Source organism: Nostoc sp., assembly GCF_036917515.1.
In the GTDB taxonomy this organism is placed as follows: Bacteria; Cyanobacteriota; Cyanobacteriia; order Cyanobacteriales; family Nostocaceae; genus Nostoc.
The window spans coordinates 1-18,926 of record NZ_JBALDE010000112.1 but is presented as its reverse complement, the minus strand read 5'-3'; the positions used below and the strand labels follow the sequence as shown (position 1 = coordinate 18,926).

Here is an 18,926-nt window from a genome sequence, read left to right as displayed (position 1 = left end):
TATTCATGACTACAAATTCTCAAATTTCATCAGCGATGAAAAATCGCTCTGATGCCGAAAAATCCTTAGATTTGGGTTTTATTTGGCTGACTAAAATATTCGCTTTTGGGGTTGCTGGAACTTTATTATGGATTGGGTCGCAGGTTGCAATTGCCTCTTGGCCTGCCATCCAAAAGTTTGGTGCTGGCTTTTTAGCCAACACCACTTGGAACCCGGTTAATGATAGCTACGGAGTTCTACCTCAAATTTATGGAACTCTCTTGAGTTCTTTTATTGGTCTGCTGATAGCAGTGCCTATTGGAGTTGGTACTGCTATTGTACTGAGCGAGGATTTTTTACCCGCTAAAGTGAAACTGGTACTGGTTTTCGCAGTAGAATTGCTCGCAGCTATTCCCAGCGTTGTCTACGGGGTGTGGGGGATTTTCGTTTTGGTGCCAATCTTAAACAACTTGGGAAAATGGCTCAATGGTTACTTTGGCTGGCTGCCATTTTTTAGCACTTCTCCTACAGGGCCAGGAATGCTGCCGGCAGGAGTCATCTTAGCGATTATGATTTTGCCCATCATCACAGCCTTATCCCGTGATGCCTTGATTTCTGTACCCTCAAGTTTGCGCCAAGCCTCTATCGGACTAGGAGCAACACGCTGGGAAACGATTTTACAAGTTCTTATCCCAGCAGCCTTTTCGGGTATAGTGAGTGCTGTGATGTTAGGACTTGGGCGGGCAATGGGAGAAACAATGGCTGTAACGATGTTAATTGGCAACTCCAACAACATCAGTCTTTCTCTTTTAGCACCAGCCAATACGATTTCTTCTCTACTAGCAAATCAATTCTCAGAAGCGAGTGGTTTGCAAGTTGCGGCTTTAATGTACGCAGCTTTAATTCTATTTTTTTTGACACTGGTAGTCAATATTCTGGCAGAGTTGATCATTTTGAGAGTCAAGCGAATATAGCTTAGTTTTGGGTTAAATTATGACTTCTAATTTTCCAGAGCGCAGTTTAACTCGCTCCCCCACGTCTCAAAGGACACTGTTTAATACAGTAATGACTGTAGTCGCATTTATCTGCGGAGTATTGGCACTTTTACCTTTGCTAGCAGTGCTTTCTTACGTGATTATTAAAGGCTTTAGCAGTCTGAATCTAGCTGTGTTTGTTGAATTGCCACCCAAAGCTCTCCAAAAGGGAGGAGGCTTTGGTAATGCAGTTTTAGGCACGCTGCTGATGGTAGGAATTGCTGCCTTGATTAGTATCCCCTTTGGAGTTTTAGGGGCGATTTACATTACAGAATTTAGTTCGGCGAAAGTAGCTAGATGGGTGCGTTTTGCGGCTAACGTCCTTAGTGGAGTACCCTCAATTATTGCTGGGGTATTTGCCTATGGGATTGTAGTTTTGACAATGGTAAAGTTGAACTTAGGATCGTATTCAGCTCTAGCTGGAGGGTTTGCACTGGCAATTTTAATGTTGCCAATTATTTTGCGAACTACTGATGAAGCCTTGCAGTTAGTATCGCAAGATTTGCGACAAGCATCTGTAGGGTTGGGAGCGAATAACTTTCAAACGGTGAGTCAAGTAGTCTTACCAGCAGCTTTACCAGCTATTATAACTGGGGCAACCTTAGCGATCGCCAGAGCATCTGGAGAAACCGCTCCTTTGCTATTTACTGCTCTATTTTCTAACTTTTGGCCAGATGGTTTATTCCAACCAACAGCTTCTCTGGCTGTTTTAGTTTACAAATACGCCATTTCTCCGTTTAAAAATTGGCAATCTCTAGCTTGGGCAGCATCTTTAATTTTGGTATTGATGGTTTTAATCACAAGTATCATCGCTCGCTGGGCAACTCGCAAAAAAGCTTAGTAAACAACCATACACAGTGCAAATTCTCATCGCTTAAACTAACACTAGATTTAATTTATGGCTACCAATATTAGGACAGTGAATAACACTGAAACCGTTTTACGCACTGAAAATCTCAACGTTTACTATGGCAAGTTTTTAGCCTTACAAAATATTTGGCTAGATATACCGAAAAATCAGGTGACTGCTTTTATCGGCCCTTCTGGTTGTGGTAAAAGTACGTTGTTGCGATGCTATAACCGTCTCAATGACCTGATTGAGTCATTTCGGGCAGAAGGTAAAATACTTTTTTACGATAAAAATTTGTATGCATCCGAAATCGACCCTGTAGAAGTGCGTCGGAGAATTGGGATGGTGTTTCAAAGACCAAACCCATTTCCCAAATCAATTTATGACAATATTACTTTTGGAGCCAAAATCAACGGCTATAGAGGTAATTTGGATGAATTAGTAGAAAGTAGTCTCAGAAAAGCAGCTTTGTGGGATGAAGTCAAAGATAAACTACAGCAAAGTGGCTTGTCTTTATCTGGTGGACAACAACAACGGTTATGTATTGCTCGCGCGATCGCAGTACAACCTGAAATTATATTGATGGATGAACCTTGCTCCGCTCTTGACCCCATTTCTACCTTGCGTGTTGAAGAACTGATTCACGAACTTAAAGAGCAATATACTATTGTCATTGTCACCCATAACATGCAGCAAGCAGCGCGTGTTTCTGATAAGACAGCCTTTTTTAATGTTCGGACTTCTGAAACAGGAACCCGTAATGGCTATCTGGTAGAGTATGATGCAACAGAAGTAATTTTCAACAGTCCTCAGCAGGAAGATACACGAGATTACGTCAGCGGCAAATTTGGATAAAAATAAATATTTCACATAGTTTATATTAAAGCAATGAGGGATATTCGGAAATTCAAGCTGTGCGATATTCCTCTATGTTTTTTATTTGAAGAACTTTATTTCCTCCCCAACAAATCTCATCTCCATGTTGTCTGAAGTTTATTATTTGGTGCGTTCAAAAAGTGACGGAAATTATCTTATAGCTCGTCCTGATGCTGAAACATCGGGCTATTTATTGCTGTTTCAAGAAAACTTTGACGCCCTTAGCTATCTCAACGCCCATGCAGCAGAAGTGGCAAATCGCTTTGCTGTGGAATCTATTGCGCGTACACAGTTGGGAAACTTGCTCAAACGCTGGAGTTTTAGTGGTGTGGGTATTGTGACTGACCCGTTATTACCCAAAGTTGAGTTTTTACAGCACAATTAACTAATTCGTAATTCGTAATTTTTATTAATTAAATAGTTGTGCGCTCGCACAAGTAAAATCAGGCAATATAGATGAACTCAATTCATCACCAATAAACAATGTAGCAACTAACTTTAAACTTGCTTGTTCGCGTCTATATACAGGATTAGATACATTGCAAGGCTGGATTAACCAGAATTGGTTATTGCTTTATAGAAATGAACCCAAAAAATGGGAAACTCAAATTAACAGTATTCTCTAAGAACTAGCTGATTGCCTGCAAATATCTGAACTCATATCTCAACATCTCCAAGGAATAGAATAATTAATTTTAGTACCTCACCTGTTATTACATCAGATTCCCTTCGTTGCTTTACCTACAGGAGAATATCAGGAATATTTAGGAGATAAATTTCTGATTCGTTACACCCCAAGTTGCCAAATTTTAGAGTTCTGTCAACAACGTGACACTGTAGATAAAATGTCTTTACAATATGGCACTGTAGAAGATGCTGAAGATAATCTTCTACAGTGCCAGATTTGAAAGCGAAAAATTCGCCCAAATATACAATATTCCACGAGAAAATAGATTAATTGGTAGCAGTCAAGCCACCGCTAACAATTATCGACAATTAGCGCAACAAGTTCAAGTACTTCATTTCTGCTATCATGCCAAATATTGTCGCGATAATCCTTTAGAATCACAGTTAAAATTAGCTGATGGTAGCATTACCTTGGGACAATTGATGACTCCAAGCCGGCGTTTACTTCAACTTGTAGAAGTTTTTCTGTCTTGCTGTGAAACTAATTTAGGTACTCCTTCGTTCACTGATGATATTCTTACTATCTCCACAGGATTTTTGTGTGCTGGTGCTAGAAGTGTAGTTAGTACTTTGTGGTCAGTTAATGATTTAGCCACAGCATTATTTTCGATTTTTTACTACCAGCAGCGACAAGAAGGTATAAACCGCCCTGAAGCATTACATAAAGCCCAAATTCAGCTACGAGAATTTACAAAATTAGACCTTAATAAAATATTCCAGGAAGTTGAAGTAAGGGAAAAAGAACTGATAGGAAATAGAAAAAAATATCCTTTAGATTCTATCGAATATGAACAATGGAAGCTTGAATATAATATGTATACTAAATTGAACAGACGAATTAAAGAAATCGAAAACTCTACTCAGCAATTTCCCTTTTCAAATCCTCATTACTGGGCTACTTTTATTTGCCACGGTTTACGGTGAGAAAATAATAGTATTGGGGCAATTACTCGCCCTGTTCATCAACCTGATTAACATTTGGTAAGAATTTAGGATTTAAAGTTTGGTCTAAAGTGTAGTCCCACTGTTGAGTTTTGAGCAAGCTAACCTGCTTTTGCGTCCAATCATAGAAATCTGTTTCATATAAATGAGATGTGTATATTTTTTCCACTTTATTTACACCTATTTAATTACCTACCCTGCGGTAATGCTTGCACCAAAATCCAAAATCTAAAAACAAATATTGGGTTTAGCGATGCCTACGGTAGCAAGCTACGCCAAACCCAACCTCAAATAATCTAAAATCTCAAAACTAATTCGCTACCTCAGCCACCTCAATGACTCGCCCTTCATAGTCCTTGACCAAAAAGTTCAGGGGTTTGTGGTTACGAATCTTTAATTTCAAACCGCGCATTTCAACTCGCATTAAAATCATTTCCAAGCAGTCATGGTCAAAACAAACGTGGCGTTGCTGATTTTTGCTACCTAAACTTGCACCAGTAATCACGTGTAGCTGGGTGTTCTTCTTCAATTGATACCACAACCCATCGTTAGCATTATTCATCATTTTGCTAGACAAGCTCGGCCCAGTAGACATATATAACGGATCGATGCCAGTTGCGCCTATCGTTTGTTCGTAGTTGTAGTAGTAGTGCAATGGCACCTCAGCTGCTGGCAAATCTAGCAGCCCTTCATACAATTGTCGGGCAATCTCCAAATCTGACACCATTACAGTGTGTACTTTTGGGGCACTGGTAAGAAACATCCACATGGCACCAGCGTAAGCTGCTAGCAGCATCACCATAATGCCTTGGGTGGAGAACAGACTATCTAAGGGCAGGGAAGGCAGAAAAGAGCCTAAAGTAAGGGGACTGAGCAGGAACGATACCACACTAACTTCTATAACCATGAACAAATAAGGATTCTTTAAGAGAGTTGATTTTATGATTGTCGATTAAGACTAAAGTTAAGTCCTTGTTTTTAGTTTATCAATACTCAAGTAATCTGAGTTTCATCTACAAACTGAGCAACACCAAGATATTATGCGATTAACTAGGGGAATGCAATTCCCAATACTATTTTAACAACTATCAACTCCAAGACTTGTGCAAATTCCTCATTTTCCCGAAGCTAATCACCCGCTGGTGAAGTCGCTGTTCCATCACAGTGACCATGAATTACTGACTCTGTTTCAGCGCTATCCAGATGCCGGAAAGTACTTTACGGTGATTTTTTGTCGCTATAGCCCCATAGTCTACACCTTAATTCGGCATTCGGCGCGATCGCCTGTGCAGGCAGATTATCTGTTTGCCCTCACCTGGCGACATATTTATTACGAACTCGGTGGACTAAAGTTAACTGACTCTGAATCAGGTGAGGAAGCTTTGACCATGCAGAATTGGTTAATTAATATGACAGCTTTTTGTATAAATGAGATTAAACTACCACCTACAGAAGCAATTCATTATTCTCTGCAAGCGACTTCGCCGCCGCTATGGTGCTATGTAGAACAAGCATTAGACCAACTACCACCAGTTTTACGATTAATTGTGTTGATGGCTCAAACTTTCCACTGGAGCGAAACTAGAATCGCTGCTTATCTACAAGCTGAAGGAGAAGCGATCGCTCCTAATGAAGTAGCCAATTTTCTCCAAGAAGGCTATCGTATGCTAGAGGACAAATTGCCCATAGATATCCGCACCATATACTTTGGGGAAGATTTAACTCCATCAAAAACTTAAGTGCAAACGCGTATATTGATTGTCTTAAAATTAAAAACTAAAACTTCTTCTTAGACCTTCTACTTAAACCCGCAACTTTACGGGTAATTTTTCTGAAACAACGGCTTGTATCTCCTTGGCAAAAGGTAGGCTTAATCTGTGTAGGTGCGATTTCTTGTCCCCAGGTACTTTTACACAGCTTTTTCCTGTTAGCTTTTTTGTTGAGTCCGGTAGCGGGTGTGGTTGATATTTCCGAACAACTCCATCGCCCTTTAAATAATTCCGTTGGGCGACAATCAAGAGATGAAGCAGACGGTTTCCTGCGTATTGGTCAACAAGAATACGCTTCAGGACATGCCGACAAAACAATTGCGTCTTGTTTGCAAGCATTAGAACTATATCATTCCATTGGCGACCTGAAAGCACAAGGTCTGACGTACAATTTGCTTGCTAAGGCTTATGTGCAGCTTGGTAGTTCAAAAGAGGCGGAAAATGCTTTCAGAAGAGGATTAGCGATCGCTCGTGATATTAAAGACTTGCAATCTCAGATTTTTGTGCTGAATAATATCGGTACATATCTGCTGCAACAAGGCGAATCTGCTGCTGGTAAAACAATTGAAGATGCACTCGCAATTGCTTGCGGTGTCAAAAATCTTGAAGGTGAAGGACTGTCTTTGAGTAATTTAGGTTTAGTAAGTGCTAGGTTGGGAGATTATAACAAGGCGATTAAACTGTACGAAAATGCTTTAATTTTCCGCCGTCAGACTGGCGATGCCATCGGTGAAGCAAATACCTTAAATAATTTAGGAGATGTTTATTTAGCATCTGGAAATTATCAAGATACCATTGCTACTTATGGTGAAGCAGTGTAGACAGCTAAAACCAACCGCGATCACACTAATCAATTACGGGCAATTGACGGTTTAGTTATGGCTCACACTGCTGTAAGACATTACGAACGCGCCTTTGACTTACTAGAGCAGCGTTTAGCAATCGCTAAAGAATTACAAAATTTACGCGAAGAATTAAAATCTTTTGAATCTTATGCCCAGTTATATAAGCAACAAGGTAACTATTTAACTGCCTGCAATTTTTACGAAAGGGCAATTATAGTGGCGCGGACATTGCAAGACAGCAAGCAAGAAGTGCAACTGCTGGATCAGTTAACTAAAATGCTTCAGCAAAAATAGTTAAAAGGGCGGTTGGAAACCACGTCTACACAGGCAAAATTGACCTACGTGGGTTATAAAAGCTAGATTTTCTTTAGTCCAAGTCGGTGTAGCTCTTATTTATGTAGCTGTGAATGACCTTCGCCCTAGTTCTAAATTAATTAATTTAAGAACACTGAACCATTTCGTTCAATTCTCATTGTACTTCTACCCTGTGTTGCATTAGTGGCTTCCTTAAATGTAACTTCCAAATTTCCTGGCTCTGAAGCAGCTTGTGGAGTCACTATCAACTGTCCGCTATCTTCTCGTTCAAATGTTACTGTTACTGGTGCTTTTAAAGCTTGGAGTGTTACATCTGACTTACCTTGTAGCGATCGCGGTGCCGTATCGCCAATCACTTGGAAAGTTATATTAGCCGCAGTATTATTAACTAACTTGATATTAACAGTGCCATTAGTAATTGCAATCGTCGCATTGGGGGTTTGCCGTGGTTCTACCAGTGGTTGTTGGTCAGTAGAAGCCGCAGGTGGTGAAGGCTGTTGAGTTCGATCACCAGGAACTGGGCGTAATCGTCTAGCACCTGGTTGCGGTGGTACGGGAGACATTTGCCCTTCAGCCGGGGGAACTGGTTGTGGTGGTACGGGAGACACTTGCCCTTCAGCCGGAGGAACTAGCCGAGATGGTGTGACACCTGATTCTGGTGATCCGGGAGCTTGAGAGCGGTTGTAGGGTGGTTCGCTAAAAATGCTGGGACTTGGGTTTAGTGTTGAAGAACTAGCTCCTGGCTGTTTAACATTAGGAGTAGATTCTTGTGCGAAAGTTTGAGGAATTGCTGGCATACTAATCAGCAAGCCTCCACAAAGAGCGCCAAATAACTTGCTAGACTTACGGAAATTTTGAAACTTCATATTTTTTATTAACTCCTAACAAAACTTCAACTTTTTTATTACAAAAATTTCTTCAACCGGAAATCAAATTAGGTTTTATCGGTCGTTGAGTATATCTAAATATCTAACAAATGATTCAATTTATCGTATCTAGCTAAGGATACGGAAATTATCTAAAAAAATGAAAAGATTTCATTCTCAAGATTGAAAGTCTTAATCATTGTCATTAAGCACATTTGTATAGCAGTCAAATTCAATATACTGCTAAAAAATTAATTTTCTCGCTAATAACTAAAGTCAATTTGAATAGGCTAAAATCCTACATCTATCACAGGAAAGAAAAATTTATTAGCGAATTAAAACTCAAGAGTTATTGGTAAAGTGATAATAAAGGTAGTGCCAGTGCCTTGGCTACTTTCAACTTGAATGTGACCGTGATGATGTTCGACAATAGCTTGAGCGATCGCTAATCCCAATCCTGAACCAGTAGCGTTGGCTATCGCCATATTCCCCGTCCTATGAGTACGTGCTGGATCTACTCGATAAAAGCGGTCAAACAAGCGTGGTAATGCTTCGGCTGGAATTCCAATTCCGGTATCACTCACCTTAACTTGCAACTGGGCACTGGTGTTACGTAGTCCAGAAACACGATTTATTCCTTCTATCCGCGCCAATTCCACTTTCACTTGTCCACGTGCTGGAGTGTAATGCAAAGCGTTAGCAATTAAATTTGTGAACAACCGCACCAATTGATTCCAATTACCTACAAGAGTAAACCAATTTTCCAGTAATTCGGGGCTAGTTTCAGAAATAGGAGGATCAACTAAGTCTAGAGAAAGGGCGATTTCTTTTTCAGGGACTAACAATTGTTGTTCCTCAACCACCTCTATTAACAAAGCATCCAACGGACAAGGTGAAAAAGTATCTTTGCTAATACCACTATCCTGTCGTGCTAAAAAGAGTAAGTCATCGACTAACTTACCCAAGCGCTGCGTTAACCGTTCCACCACCTTTAACTGTTGTCGATATTGCAAAGAAGTAGTCGTTTCTGTTTCTGCTAAATCCAAGTCAGCAAGCGTAACTTGCACATTAGTTTGAATCAAAGTGATAGGACTTCTAAGTTCGTGGGAAGCATCAGCAGTGAATTGTTTAAGACGTTGATAAGATTCACCCACCGGTTCCATCGCTTTACCCGAAAGAAACCAACCACTTGCACCTACGGAAAGCACCATTAACCCAATACCTAATGCCAAATCAAAAATTAACTGGCGACTAGGTTTAGTAACTTCAAACCAGGGATGACTAACACGCAGATATCCTAATACTTGTCGTTTCATTTCTACGCGTTGGGTGACTTGTCGTAATAAGAGTGGGGAACTAGGAATTTTAAATTTTGAATTTTCCCTCTCTCCCTTGACTACGCGCACAGTTTCACCAGTGCGATTGACACGAATGGGAATATTTAGGGGTTCAGATAACGTTGACCAAAGTAATTTACCAGTTGGACTAAACCATTCTACGTCGATGTGGTCATCTTCTACAGTATCGGTATTATCACGAAAACTGGCTTCTATATTAATGCGAATTTTATCTGCATCAGTATTAATTGGCTCAAATATGAGCGTAGATGCACAACCACTATTTATGAGGCAACGCTCCACTATTTCCACTACATGGTTAAGGGTGTCATCAATCCGCTCAATCAGTGTAGTACGAACGTATAAATAAACGCCACTGGCAAACAGTAACAGTAATACAGCAGTGACGGCAGTGTACCAAATTGCAAGACGGCGGCGAGTAGCCTGAAACATATTTTTACTTGCTTCTTTTAACTGAATATCATCAAATTACACGTTAATAATAATTAAAAACTACTTTTTATTATCAATAGTTTTATCCAAAATCATACTAATTAATTTTTTTGATTGCATCAAGTTTTAACAAGCAAAAAAATTTTTTACTTTGTCTGCAAAATAATATAAATATAACTTTGATTCAATTTGCTGAAGGGTTAAATAAAAATTTTAATCCTTATATCTGGTGAGTTTATATAAGTCTTATACAACAAAAGGTAAGGACTTTTCAAACCTAGTTTTTAGCCAGAAATTATACCGATTTTAAAAAAGAATGTGACAAATAGACCATTTGTAAAGACGCGATTTATCGCGTCTTTACCTAAGGATGTGTTGCAATCATTAATCGAATTGGTATAACAGTTGAGTATTTTTTATCTGCAAATCACTTGAATACAAGATGCTGTACGAACGAATAGTACCCCGTTAGCTAGGAACGAGCATCTAAAGAAGCGTTATTACGAATTACATGATATTAAACCTCTACCAAAACAGTCTCCCGCAGCTTGCCAACCACATCACTCAGATTACCCGTATTCAGGCGGTAACTCAGAGGATGGGCAATCAACCGCGCCGTGCTTTGATATAGACTAGCAATTTCAATCAAACCATTTTCGCGCAAAGTTCGCCCTGTAGAAACCAAATCTACGATCGCTTCTGACATTCCAGTAATTGGGCCTAATTCCACTGAACCATACAACGGCACTATTTCCACAGGTAAATCCAGACTATGAAAATATTCACGAGCGCAATTTACATATTTTGAGGCAACTCTACCATGCGGTGGTAAATCTAAAGGCGCTCGGTAAGAACTTGATGTTTTTACCGCTACTGACATTCGACAATGACCAAACTGCAAATCTACCAAGTGGGCAACTTGCGGCTGCTTCTCTCGTAACACATCGTAACCAACAACCCCCAGTTGTGCTTGACCATATTCCACATAAACAGGCACATCTTGCGCCCGTACCAGTAGAGCTTTCGCAACTCCCTTAGTATCAAGAATTTGAAGTTGGCGAGTTCCTGAATCTAAAAAAGCACTAAAATCTAATCCGACAGCTTGTAGCAAACGGATGCTATTTTTAAGTAGTTCCCCTTTTGGCAATGCAACAGTCAGCATTTTTTTTATTGGTATCCTTAGCGTCTTGGCAATTGAATAATATTGAGAATATCTCTATATGCTTACCACAAGCAGCATGAGAATTTTATTAGTTGATGATGAAGTTGAACTAACTCAACCCTTGAGCCGCTTGTTAACTCGTGAGGGTTACGCTGTAGATGCCGTTTATGATGGGACATCTGGCAACGAACTTGCACAAGCAGGCAGTTATGACTTACTTATTTTAGATTGGATGCTGCCAGGAAAAACGGGGCTGGAGATTTGTCAGGAATTGCGGCGTCAAAGCAAAACCACTCCTGTTTTGTTTCTTACAGCTAAAGATACTCTTGATGACCGCGTACAAGGTTTAGATGCTGGTGCTGATGACTATTTAGTTAAACCTTTTGAATTGCGGGAGTTATTAGCAAGAGTCCGTGCTTTATTGCGTCGTTCCGGTTCCCAAACTTATGAAACCACTACTGGACGTTTAACTGTTGCTGATTTAGAACTCGATAGTGAAAATCAAGTAGCCTATCGCCAAGGACGAATAATTGAGTTATCACAAAAAGAAAGCCAGTTGTTGCAATACTTTATGGAACACACTGGACAACTTCTGACTCATGCCCAGATTATGCAAAATTTGTGGCAAGAGTCAGAACAACCTAGTAGTAATGTAATTGCGGCATTAATTCGTTTGTTACGGCGTAAAATTGAGGTGGGTAAAGAAACTACGCTGATTCACACAGTCTACGGCAAAGGCTATCGTTTTGGTGCTTCCTCAGCAGAATCAATTTAGCTATCTACTTCAACTCACAATGATATCGTTAATTGATAAGTTTTGCTTAAGCTGTGATAACAACAATATAAGCATTTGCCACAAATAGATAAGCATTAGTAACGAACGCATAAGTTGTCGTTACTAACGGATAAGCATTGGTAACAAAATAGGTTGCATTGCTAATAAACGGACAAACTGTGGTAATAACAATAACTTTATTCCTAACAACAGCTTCTGTGTTGTCAACAAATAAACAAGCTGTTGCGATCGCAAAAACTTTATTTATAACGTCGCTGCTGCAAAAGTATAGTGGCGATCGCACTCACAACAACCATCAGCGTCCCAGATTCCATAAATGCACTACAAACTTACAATAGCTTTCATTTAATTGAACCACATTGTAAATCTGTTATATTAAAATTTACCCAAAAATTGATTAATTTGAAGTTGCAATTTTTCTCGTAATTGTTGCGCCTGCTGATAGGCTGCTGCACGCCCTTTCTTTGAGTGGTTATCTAATCCTGCTGGTTGCAAAGGGCCAATAAAGTAACGCAAACGAGTTCTCATTGCCCAAACTCCCATTGAGGGAAACAGAAACAAGGCAAACATCAAAGGCGACAAAGGTAAGAATGGTAGTTTGACTAGTCGTTGCAATTTAGTAAAATTAACAGCCCAAGGATGCAAAAATTCACTACCGATGCAAACTACTGGCAGAATGGGAATATGATAGCGATCGCTCAATTGAATAAAACTCACATCAAACTTTTCTAGTTGATAGCGTCTTCTCCAACCTTTCAAAGGCCCGCGAATACCTTCGGGTGCATATAAAAGAATTTTACCTTGAGCAAGCGCCCCCTCAAAATCATCTAATTTGGCTCGCACACCACCTAAAACCTGCGACCATTGAGATGGTAGCCACCAAATCACCCAAGGATGCTCAAATAATACTGGATTTGCTATGGGTTGTACAACCCATCCTTTGGCTTCACTTAATAAATAACCCAAGGTTAAAAAGTCCCAAGGAAAACACATTCCGGCGTGATTCATTGCCACAATTAATGGCCCTGTTGGCAGCAAGTTTTCAACTTGTTGCAACTCTCCCCGAAAATAGTATTTCACTATAGGGCCCAGAAGTTCTTTGCGAAAAGCTTGTTGATATTTGGAATCGAATTCACCAACTTCTTTTCGAGGTGAACGAAAACCCAGACGCAACCAGCGACTCAGCAAAGCTAGATAAAATCCACCAGGAATTAAAAATAATCCATATTCTAGCCAATTCCAACCATCTGGATCTGTGTGATAGTGCTGCCAATGGCGATTGAATAAAATTAGCCACCCTGGAGGATACCAAAGACAAAACCAATCAAACCAGTTAAATATATAGCCTTCACCTGGTGCATTTTCCTGTTGACTGTTTAATAAGTTTTCGGAGTATTGATTAATCAAAACTGTTAAAGATTAGGATTAGGCAAAAGTTTTATTAATAGCGGATCTTCAAAAGATAGGAGGAACCAATGTTTTTTAACATGGTACTGTAGCAAAGACGCTTTATATCTCGCGGCACTTTCTGCTTGATATAACAATTCTAAATGAGATTGTGAAAATTTTGTTATGGTCGTCTTTTGTCATTTGTCTTATCCTGCGGTCAGCCCCTTCAGGGAAGTCAAAAGTCAAAAATTTACCAAGCCCATAAATAAATTTAGCGCAAAGTCTGAGCGGAGGTTTCCACCGGAAAGCGCAGCCCGCCGCAGGCATTCCTATCTTTGTAAGAGAGGGGCTTGTACCCTTTTCTTTCTGGTCATTTAGTCAATTTGTGATTACAAAGGACAAATGACTAATGACTCATGACAGCCAACTCCAACAATATTTTACAAATGATTTAGGACTGCTATATAGATAATTTATATATAACAAATTAATTTCGATTATGAATATATGAAAGTGTAACGCATCACAAATTTTTTGGTTGTGTGCAATGTCCGCTCGTAATTAATTAAATTGCTTTCAATAATACTATTGTGATATTGCAGATAGAACAAAACTTAATGTTTCTTTTAGATATACCTTGTACAGCGAACAGTCAGCCGCGAACACTGATAACTGAATATTGATATTTCGCCAAAAGATGAAATTGATAATGACTAATGATTATTTAAATTCTTCCTCAAGTTGGAGCCGAATGGCGAGACATCTGTCTTACTCTTCAAACTATGGAACTAAGAAAGCCACTCAAAATTTCAGATTTAATCCGTCAACTTCGGCAGCAACTCAATCTCTCTCAAGAAAAGTTTGCAGCTAAGTTAGGAGTTTCCCTACGAACAATCAATCGCTGGGAGAACGGATCTACAGTGCCTTCACAGATGGCACTAAAGCTGATTGAAGAAATGTTAGAAAAGATGGGCGAAGCAGGCAAAAGATTAGTGAATGAGTATCTCCCAAAATCGAAGCAACGGGAGGACTCTTAAGATGATGGTGAAAGTACCTGAAAAAATTTTGATGATGCATTCTCGGTTCATAGCTTTTAGTGTGATGATTCTGGCAGTCATTGCGGCACTGCTGTTGACGAAAGTCTTACTACCAGTTTTCGATCCGAGCATATTTACATTATTTTATGCTGCGGTGGCAGTTAGTGCTTGGTATGGTGGTATGAAACTTGGAGTGTTAGCGATCGCTTTATCTGTGACAACTGCACTCTATTTTTTCATCGATCCAGTCTACTCTTTCGATTTCCTCAACCTGAAAGTTCTGGTACGATTAACCACATTTTCACTAGTATCCTTCTTAATTACTGCACTGTCTTCAAAGTTGCGAACTACTAGATGTAAGGCACAGACAAGCTTCAAATTGTTGCAAAATAGCGAAATGCGGTTTAGCCGACTGGCAGAATCCAACATCATTGGAGTCATCTTCACTGATTTGAACAACGGCTGTATCATCGAAGCCAATGATGCTTTTCTGAAAATGATCGGCTATACGCGAGAAGATTTTTCTACTAACCAAATAAACTGGCGCGAGATTACCCCACCTGAGTATCTTCTTTTGAGTGAACGTTCGGTGGAAGAAGTAAAAACTACTGGAGTATGTAAGCCTTTTGAGAAAGAATACATTCGTAAAGATGGCGATCGCATTCCTGTTCTGCTCGGTTCTGTAATGCTGGGTAACACTCAAGAAACCGTTATTGCCTTTGTTGTTGATTTGAGCGAACAGCAAGCTGCGTTGCACGAACGCAAGCAAGCAGAAGCGGCATTACAGCAAGCCAATCAGCGGAACACATGCACTTTAGAAAACATGAGTGATGCATTTATTACTCTAGATCGGGACTGGCGAATTATCTACCAAAATGCTGAAGCAGAACGAATTAACGGCAAATCTCGCGCAAAAGTCATTGGTAAGTCATACTGGCAGGAATGGTCTGCATTAGTAGGCACTAATATAGAGCACCAGTACCGACGGGCAATGACCGAACAGATTCCCGTCCACTTCGAGCATCACTACTACTTACCATCCAAGTATGACTTGTGGCTGGAGATTCACGTCTACCCTTGTGAAGATGGTCTTGACATTTTCTTTCATGACATCAGCAAACGCAAACAAGTAGAACGAACTTTGCGGGAGAAAGAGGAGCGTCTCAAGTTAGCTAACGAACGGTTTGAGTTAGCAACATCTGCGGTAAACTGTCTGATTTATGACTGGAATATAGAACAGGATAGTGTTGAAAGAACTGATGGGTTAACCCGAATTTTAGGCTATTCCCTCGCAGAATCTGAATCAACTAGTAGTTGGTGGCGTAAGCTTGTCCATCCACAGGATTTGCAATACGTACAAAAAGAGGCGGGAGTTGCTTTGGCAAATAGCGATCGCTATGCTGCCGAGTATCGAATTCGCAACAAAAACAATCAGTACATCTATGTTTTGGATCAGGGAATAGTGGTGCAACGGGATGCTGATGGAAATCCAGTACGTTTAGTTGGTAGCACTACAGATATTAGCAAACGCAAACAAACAGAAGCAGCAATCCAAGCAAGTGAGGAACGGCTCAGGAGTTTTGTGAAAGCGAATATAGTTGGCATTCTCTTTGGTGATGTGAATGGCAGCATCACTGAAGCCAATGACGAGTTTTTACGAATTGTCGGCTATACCCAAGAGGATATCCAAGCAGGTAGATTACGGTGGACTGATATTACGCCATCTGAGTATCAATATTTAGATGAACTGGCTATTGCCGAAGCAATAGCGAAGGGAACCTGTACTCCTTATGAGAAGGAATTTATTCGCAAAAATGGTTCCAGCGTACCAGTTGTAGTTGGCTACTCCCTTTTAGGAGAATCTCGGCACAAATCAGTTGCATTCATTCTGGATATTAGCGATCTCAAACAAGCTAAAAAAGCGCTGAGTCAGAGTCAAGAGCAATTTCAAGCTTTTATGGACAATATTCCTGCCGCTGCATGGATTACGAATGCAGAGGGACGTGTACTTTACCTCAGTCCAACTTATTTCAGCACGTTCAATGTAGCAACAAAGGCGATCAATAAAAACATTTTTGACCTATACCCAGTCCAAATTGCTCAACCCCTCCTAGATAACATTAGAATAGTTGCCGAGAGTAATCAGGTTGTTCAAACAATTGAGTCTGCCCCACGCACAGATGGCACCCTTGGCGAATTTTTGGTCTATAAGTTTCCCATTGCCGATGCGTCTGGCCAACGCCTGGTAGGAGGGGTTGCAATTGATATTACCGAACGCGAACGCGCCCTTCGGGAACGTCAGCTTGCAGAACAAGCGTTACAAAAGCGCAGTGAAAGACTTAAATTGCTTTCGGAAACAACCAGTGATTTGCTTTCAACCGAGCGCCCCTTGGATCTAATGAACAGCTTGTTTAGCAAACTCTCGGCGCAAATGGATTTGCATTGTTACTTTCACTATTTAATTGATACCCACGAAAATAAGCCAAAACTTCGGTTAGTAGCTTGGAATGGTATTACTGATGAAGTATTTCAAACAATTGAATACGTTGACTTTAATCAAGGGATATGCGGACTAGTGGTGCAAGAACGCCGTCAAATCGTTGTCAATAATGTGCCGCACTCTACCCATCCCCATGCCCAGATTCTCCATGCTTTAGGAATTACAGCATATACAGGTCAACCGTTAATTGCTCAAGGAAAGCTGCTTGGTGTCCTCTGCTTTGCTAGTCGCACCCGTACCAATTTCACTTCTGGAGAAATAGCTCTATTACAAGCAACTTCCGATCAGGTGGCGGTTGCTCTAGAACGCGCTCAGTTAATGGCTTCGTTACAGCGACGCAAAGAAGAATTAATCCAAGCTAATCGAATCAAAGATGAGTTTTTGGCAGTGCTTTCCCACGAACTTCGCACGCCGCTAAACCCGATTTTGGGATGGTCAAAGTTACTGCAAACGAAAAAGTATGATCAAGCAACCACTACTCGCGCTCTCGAAACCATTGAGCGCAATGCCAAGCTTCAAACCCAATTAATCGAAGATTTACTGGATGTCTCTCGTATTCTGCAAGGTAAGCTGAGTCTGAATATTGCTCTTGTGAATCTAGAAACTGCGATCGCCGCAGCAATTGAAACTGTACGTCTAGCCGCTGAAGCCAAATCGATCGATTTGCAATTTACGATTTTAGACTTCGACGCAAGCACTCAGTCGAACAATTTTGGATTAGAAAATTCTCAAATAAATTTAGACTCTATCGATTTTAATAAGCAACCTAACAATTTAAAATGCCAAACTTCAAATTCTAAATTTTTAGTCACAGGTGATTCCAGTCGCTTGCAGCAAGTTATCTGGAATCTACTTTCCAATGCTATTAAGTTTACACCCCAAGGTGGAGAGATAGAAATCAGTTTAGAGTTTATTGGTTCTCAGGTTCAGTTGCGAGTCAGTGATACAGGTAAGGGAATTAGCCCTGACTTTTTACCATTCGTCTTTGACTACTTTCGACAAGCTGATGGCGCAACCACCAGAAAATTCGGGGGACTGGGCTTAGGATTAGCTATTGTTCGCCACATTGTCGAGCTACATGGCGGCACAGTTAAAGCAGAAAGTTTGGGTGAAGAACAGGGAGCAACCTTTACAGTCATGCTACCGCTAATCGAGGTCGATTTAAATAGTCATCAGATTACCTCTCAAGCTGATGATTTACCCGATTTCAATGGGTTGAAAGTTCTGCTTGTAGATGATGAGCGTGATACGCGAGAGTTAATTGCTTTCATTTTGGAGCAATCTGGTGCAGTAGTAATCCTGGCTGCATCTGCGATCGAAGCACTACGAATTATGTCTCAGTTCCAGCCAAATCTGCTGTTAAGTGACATTGGAATGCCAGAAATAGACGGGTATATGCTGATACGTCAAATTAGAGCTATGTCACCAGAACTTGGAGGAAATATTCCCGCGATCGCCCTTACAGCTTATGCTGGTGAGGTTGATTATCAACAGGCAATTGCCGCCGGATTTGGGCAGCATATCACTAAACCAGTGGAGCCAGCTAAATTACTACGAGCGATCGCTGACCTAATTTATAGTTGAGCTTATATCATTTCACGAAAGATCTGATGACAAATAATGCATCTAGAATAAAACCCAAACCTGTAATATCAGCAACAATTAATGTGTTTAATTTCTCAAGACGTTGCCAGATAGAGGTTCTTAGGTTATCCAAAGCATTGCCAACTTAAATGCCTTTTAATTTTCTCCCATAAACGTACCCTTCGGGAAGGCTTAACCAATACTGACTCAAATATTTCTACTTACAAATATTTCTACTTAAGTGACTCCAGCCATTTTCGCTCGTTTATATTTATTCCTTAATTATGTTTATCATTTTTTCGTGAGATTGATATTAGTTAGAACTCACTAAAAGCCTTACCACAAGAAAGAAGGTTTCAAGGATTTTTGAGCGATTGTTTGAGCTTATTGCATTACCCAACAAGTCTAACAAACAAAAAGCCCCAAACTGTGATGTGAGCTTGGGGCTTTTTGTTTGTATTAAAAACCTGGCATCGAGCTATTTTTGCGTAGGGCAACCCCTAAA

General features: G+C 40.3%; 16 protein-coding genes and 1 pseudogene. 10 read left to right on the top strand and 7 right to left on the bottom strand.

The window, feature by feature from the left end:
* The first annotated feature begins 5 nt into the window (after positions 1 to 5).
* The 5 genes from pstC to V7K89_RS14330 all read left to right on the top strand — a co-directional run bounded on the left by pstC (position 6) and on the right by V7K89_RS14330 (position 4,350).
* The gene (gene pstC / locus V7K89_RS14350; RefSeq protein ID WP_335188122.1) at positions 6 to 953 is read left to right on the top strand and encodes a phosphate ABC transporter permease subunit PstC; all 948 of its coding nucleotides are present in this window, start codon (positions 6 to 8) and stop codon (positions 951 to 953) included.
* A 19-nt stretch (positions 954 to 972) separates the two neighbouring features.
* Entirely contained in the window at positions 973 to 1,854 is an 882-nt protein-coding gene (gene pstA / locus V7K89_RS14345; protein WP_335188120.1) for a phosphate ABC transporter permease PstA, read from the top strand.
* A gap of 57 nt (positions 1,855 to 1,911) precedes the next feature.
* The gene (gene pstB / locus V7K89_RS14340) at positions 1,912 to 2,718 is read left to right on the top strand and encodes a phosphate ABC transporter ATP-binding protein PstB (protein ID WP_335188118.1); all 807 of its coding nucleotides are present in this window, start codon (positions 1,912 to 1,914) and stop codon (positions 2,716 to 2,718) included.
* A gap of 124 nt (positions 2,719 to 2,842) precedes the next feature.
* Positions 2,843 to 3,124, top strand: coding sequence for a hypothetical protein (locus V7K89_RS14335; protein WP_335188116.1), 282 nt, complete (start codon positions 2,843 to 2,845; stop codon positions 3,122 to 3,124).
* Positions 3,125 to 3,612: 488 nt separating this feature from the next.
* A complete protein-coding gene (locus V7K89_RS14330) occupies positions 3,613 to 4,350 on the top strand; it encodes a CHAT domain-containing protein (protein WP_335188114.1) in 738 nt (245 codons plus the stop codon).
* A 22-nt stretch (positions 4,351 to 4,372) separates the two neighbouring features.
* Here V7K89_RS14330 and V7K89_RS14325 read toward each other — a convergent pair whose 3' ends face one another.
* Both V7K89_RS14325 and V7K89_RS14320 read right to left on the bottom strand, forming a co-directional pair.
* A complete protein-coding gene (locus V7K89_RS14325) occupies positions 4,373 to 4,537 on the bottom strand; it encodes a hypothetical protein (protein WP_335188112.1) in 165 nt (54 codons plus the stop codon).
* A gap of 141 nt (positions 4,538 to 4,678) precedes the next feature.
* Positions 4,679 to 5,275 (bottom strand): glyoxalase-like domain protein, encoded by a 597-nt coding sequence (locus V7K89_RS14320; RefSeq protein WP_322666999.1) that lies wholly within the window; start codon positions 5,273 to 5,275, stop codon positions 4,679 to 4,681.
* A 196-nt stretch (positions 5,276 to 5,471) separates the two neighbouring features.
* Between V7K89_RS14320 and V7K89_RS14315 the strand changes: the two genes are divergently transcribed.
* Complete coding sequence (locus V7K89_RS14315; protein WP_335188110.1) at positions 5,472 to 6,107, top strand: sigma-70 family RNA polymerase sigma factor; 636 nt, start codon at positions 5,472 to 5,474, stop codon at positions 6,105 to 6,107.
* Between the two features lie 134 nt (positions 6,108 to 6,241).
* Positions 6,242 to 7,276 (top strand): annotated as a pseudogene (locus tag V7K89_RS14310) (tetratricopeptide repeat protein).
* A gap of 140 nt (positions 7,277 to 7,416) precedes the next feature.
* Here V7K89_RS14310 and V7K89_RS14305 read toward each other — a convergent pair.
* From V7K89_RS14305 to hisG, 3 genes are all read right to left on the bottom strand, one after another.
* Complete coding sequence (locus tag V7K89_RS14305) at positions 7,417 to 8,163, bottom strand: hypothetical protein (protein WP_335188108.1); 747 nt, start codon at positions 8,161 to 8,163, stop codon at positions 7,417 to 7,419.
* Between the two features lie 335 nt (positions 8,164 to 8,498).
* On the bottom strand, positions 8,499 to 9,953 hold the full coding sequence (locus V7K89_RS14300; RefSeq protein ID WP_335188106.1) for a sensor histidine kinase: 1,455 nt from the start codon (positions 9,951 to 9,953) through the stop codon (positions 8,499 to 8,501).
* Positions 9,954 to 10,470: 517 nt separating this feature from the next.
* Positions 10,471 to 11,115 carry an ATP phosphoribosyltransferase gene (hisG, locus tag V7K89_RS14295; protein ID WP_335188104.1) on the bottom strand — a complete coding sequence of 215 codons (645 nt, stop codon included), beginning with the start codon at positions 11,113 to 11,115 and terminating at the stop codon, positions 10,471 to 10,473.
* A 76-nt stretch (positions 11,116 to 11,191) separates the two neighbouring features.
* Between hisG and rppA the strand changes: the two genes are divergently transcribed.
* The gene (gene rppA, locus V7K89_RS14290) at positions 11,192 to 11,890 is read left to right on the top strand and encodes a two-component system response regulator RppA (protein WP_335188148.1); all 699 of its coding nucleotides are present in this window, start codon (positions 11,192 to 11,194) and stop codon (positions 11,888 to 11,890) included.
* A gap of 46 nt (positions 11,891 to 11,936) precedes the next feature.
* Here the strand turns inward: rppA and V7K89_RS14285 are convergent, their stop codons facing one another.
* Complete coding sequence (locus tag V7K89_RS14285) at positions 11,937 to 12,194, bottom strand: hypothetical protein (protein WP_335188102.1); 258 nt, start codon at positions 12,192 to 12,194, stop codon at positions 11,937 to 11,939.
* Positions 12,195 to 12,286: 92 nt separating this feature from the next.
* On the bottom strand, positions 12,287 to 13,318 hold the full coding sequence (locus V7K89_RS14280; protein ID WP_335188099.1) for a 1-acyl-sn-glycerol-3-phosphate acyltransferase: 1,032 nt from the start codon (positions 13,316 to 13,318) through the stop codon (positions 12,287 to 12,289).
* A gap of 764 nt (positions 13,319 to 14,082) precedes the next feature.
* Between V7K89_RS14280 and V7K89_RS14275 the strand changes: the two genes are divergently transcribed.
* Both V7K89_RS14275 and V7K89_RS14270 read left to right on the top strand, forming a co-directional pair.
* Positions 14,083 to 14,337: a helix-turn-helix domain-containing protein gene (locus V7K89_RS14275; protein ID WP_335188097.1), complete on the top strand. Its 255-nt coding sequence runs from the start codon at positions 14,083 to 14,085 to the stop codon at positions 14,335 to 14,337.
* Between the two features lies 1 nt (position 14,338).
* A complete protein-coding gene (locus tag V7K89_RS14270; RefSeq protein WP_335188095.1) occupies positions 14,339 to 18,421 on the top strand; it encodes a PAS domain S-box protein in 4,083 nt (1,360 codons plus the stop codon).
* The last annotated feature ends 505 nt before the right edge of the window (positions 18,422 to 18,926 follow it).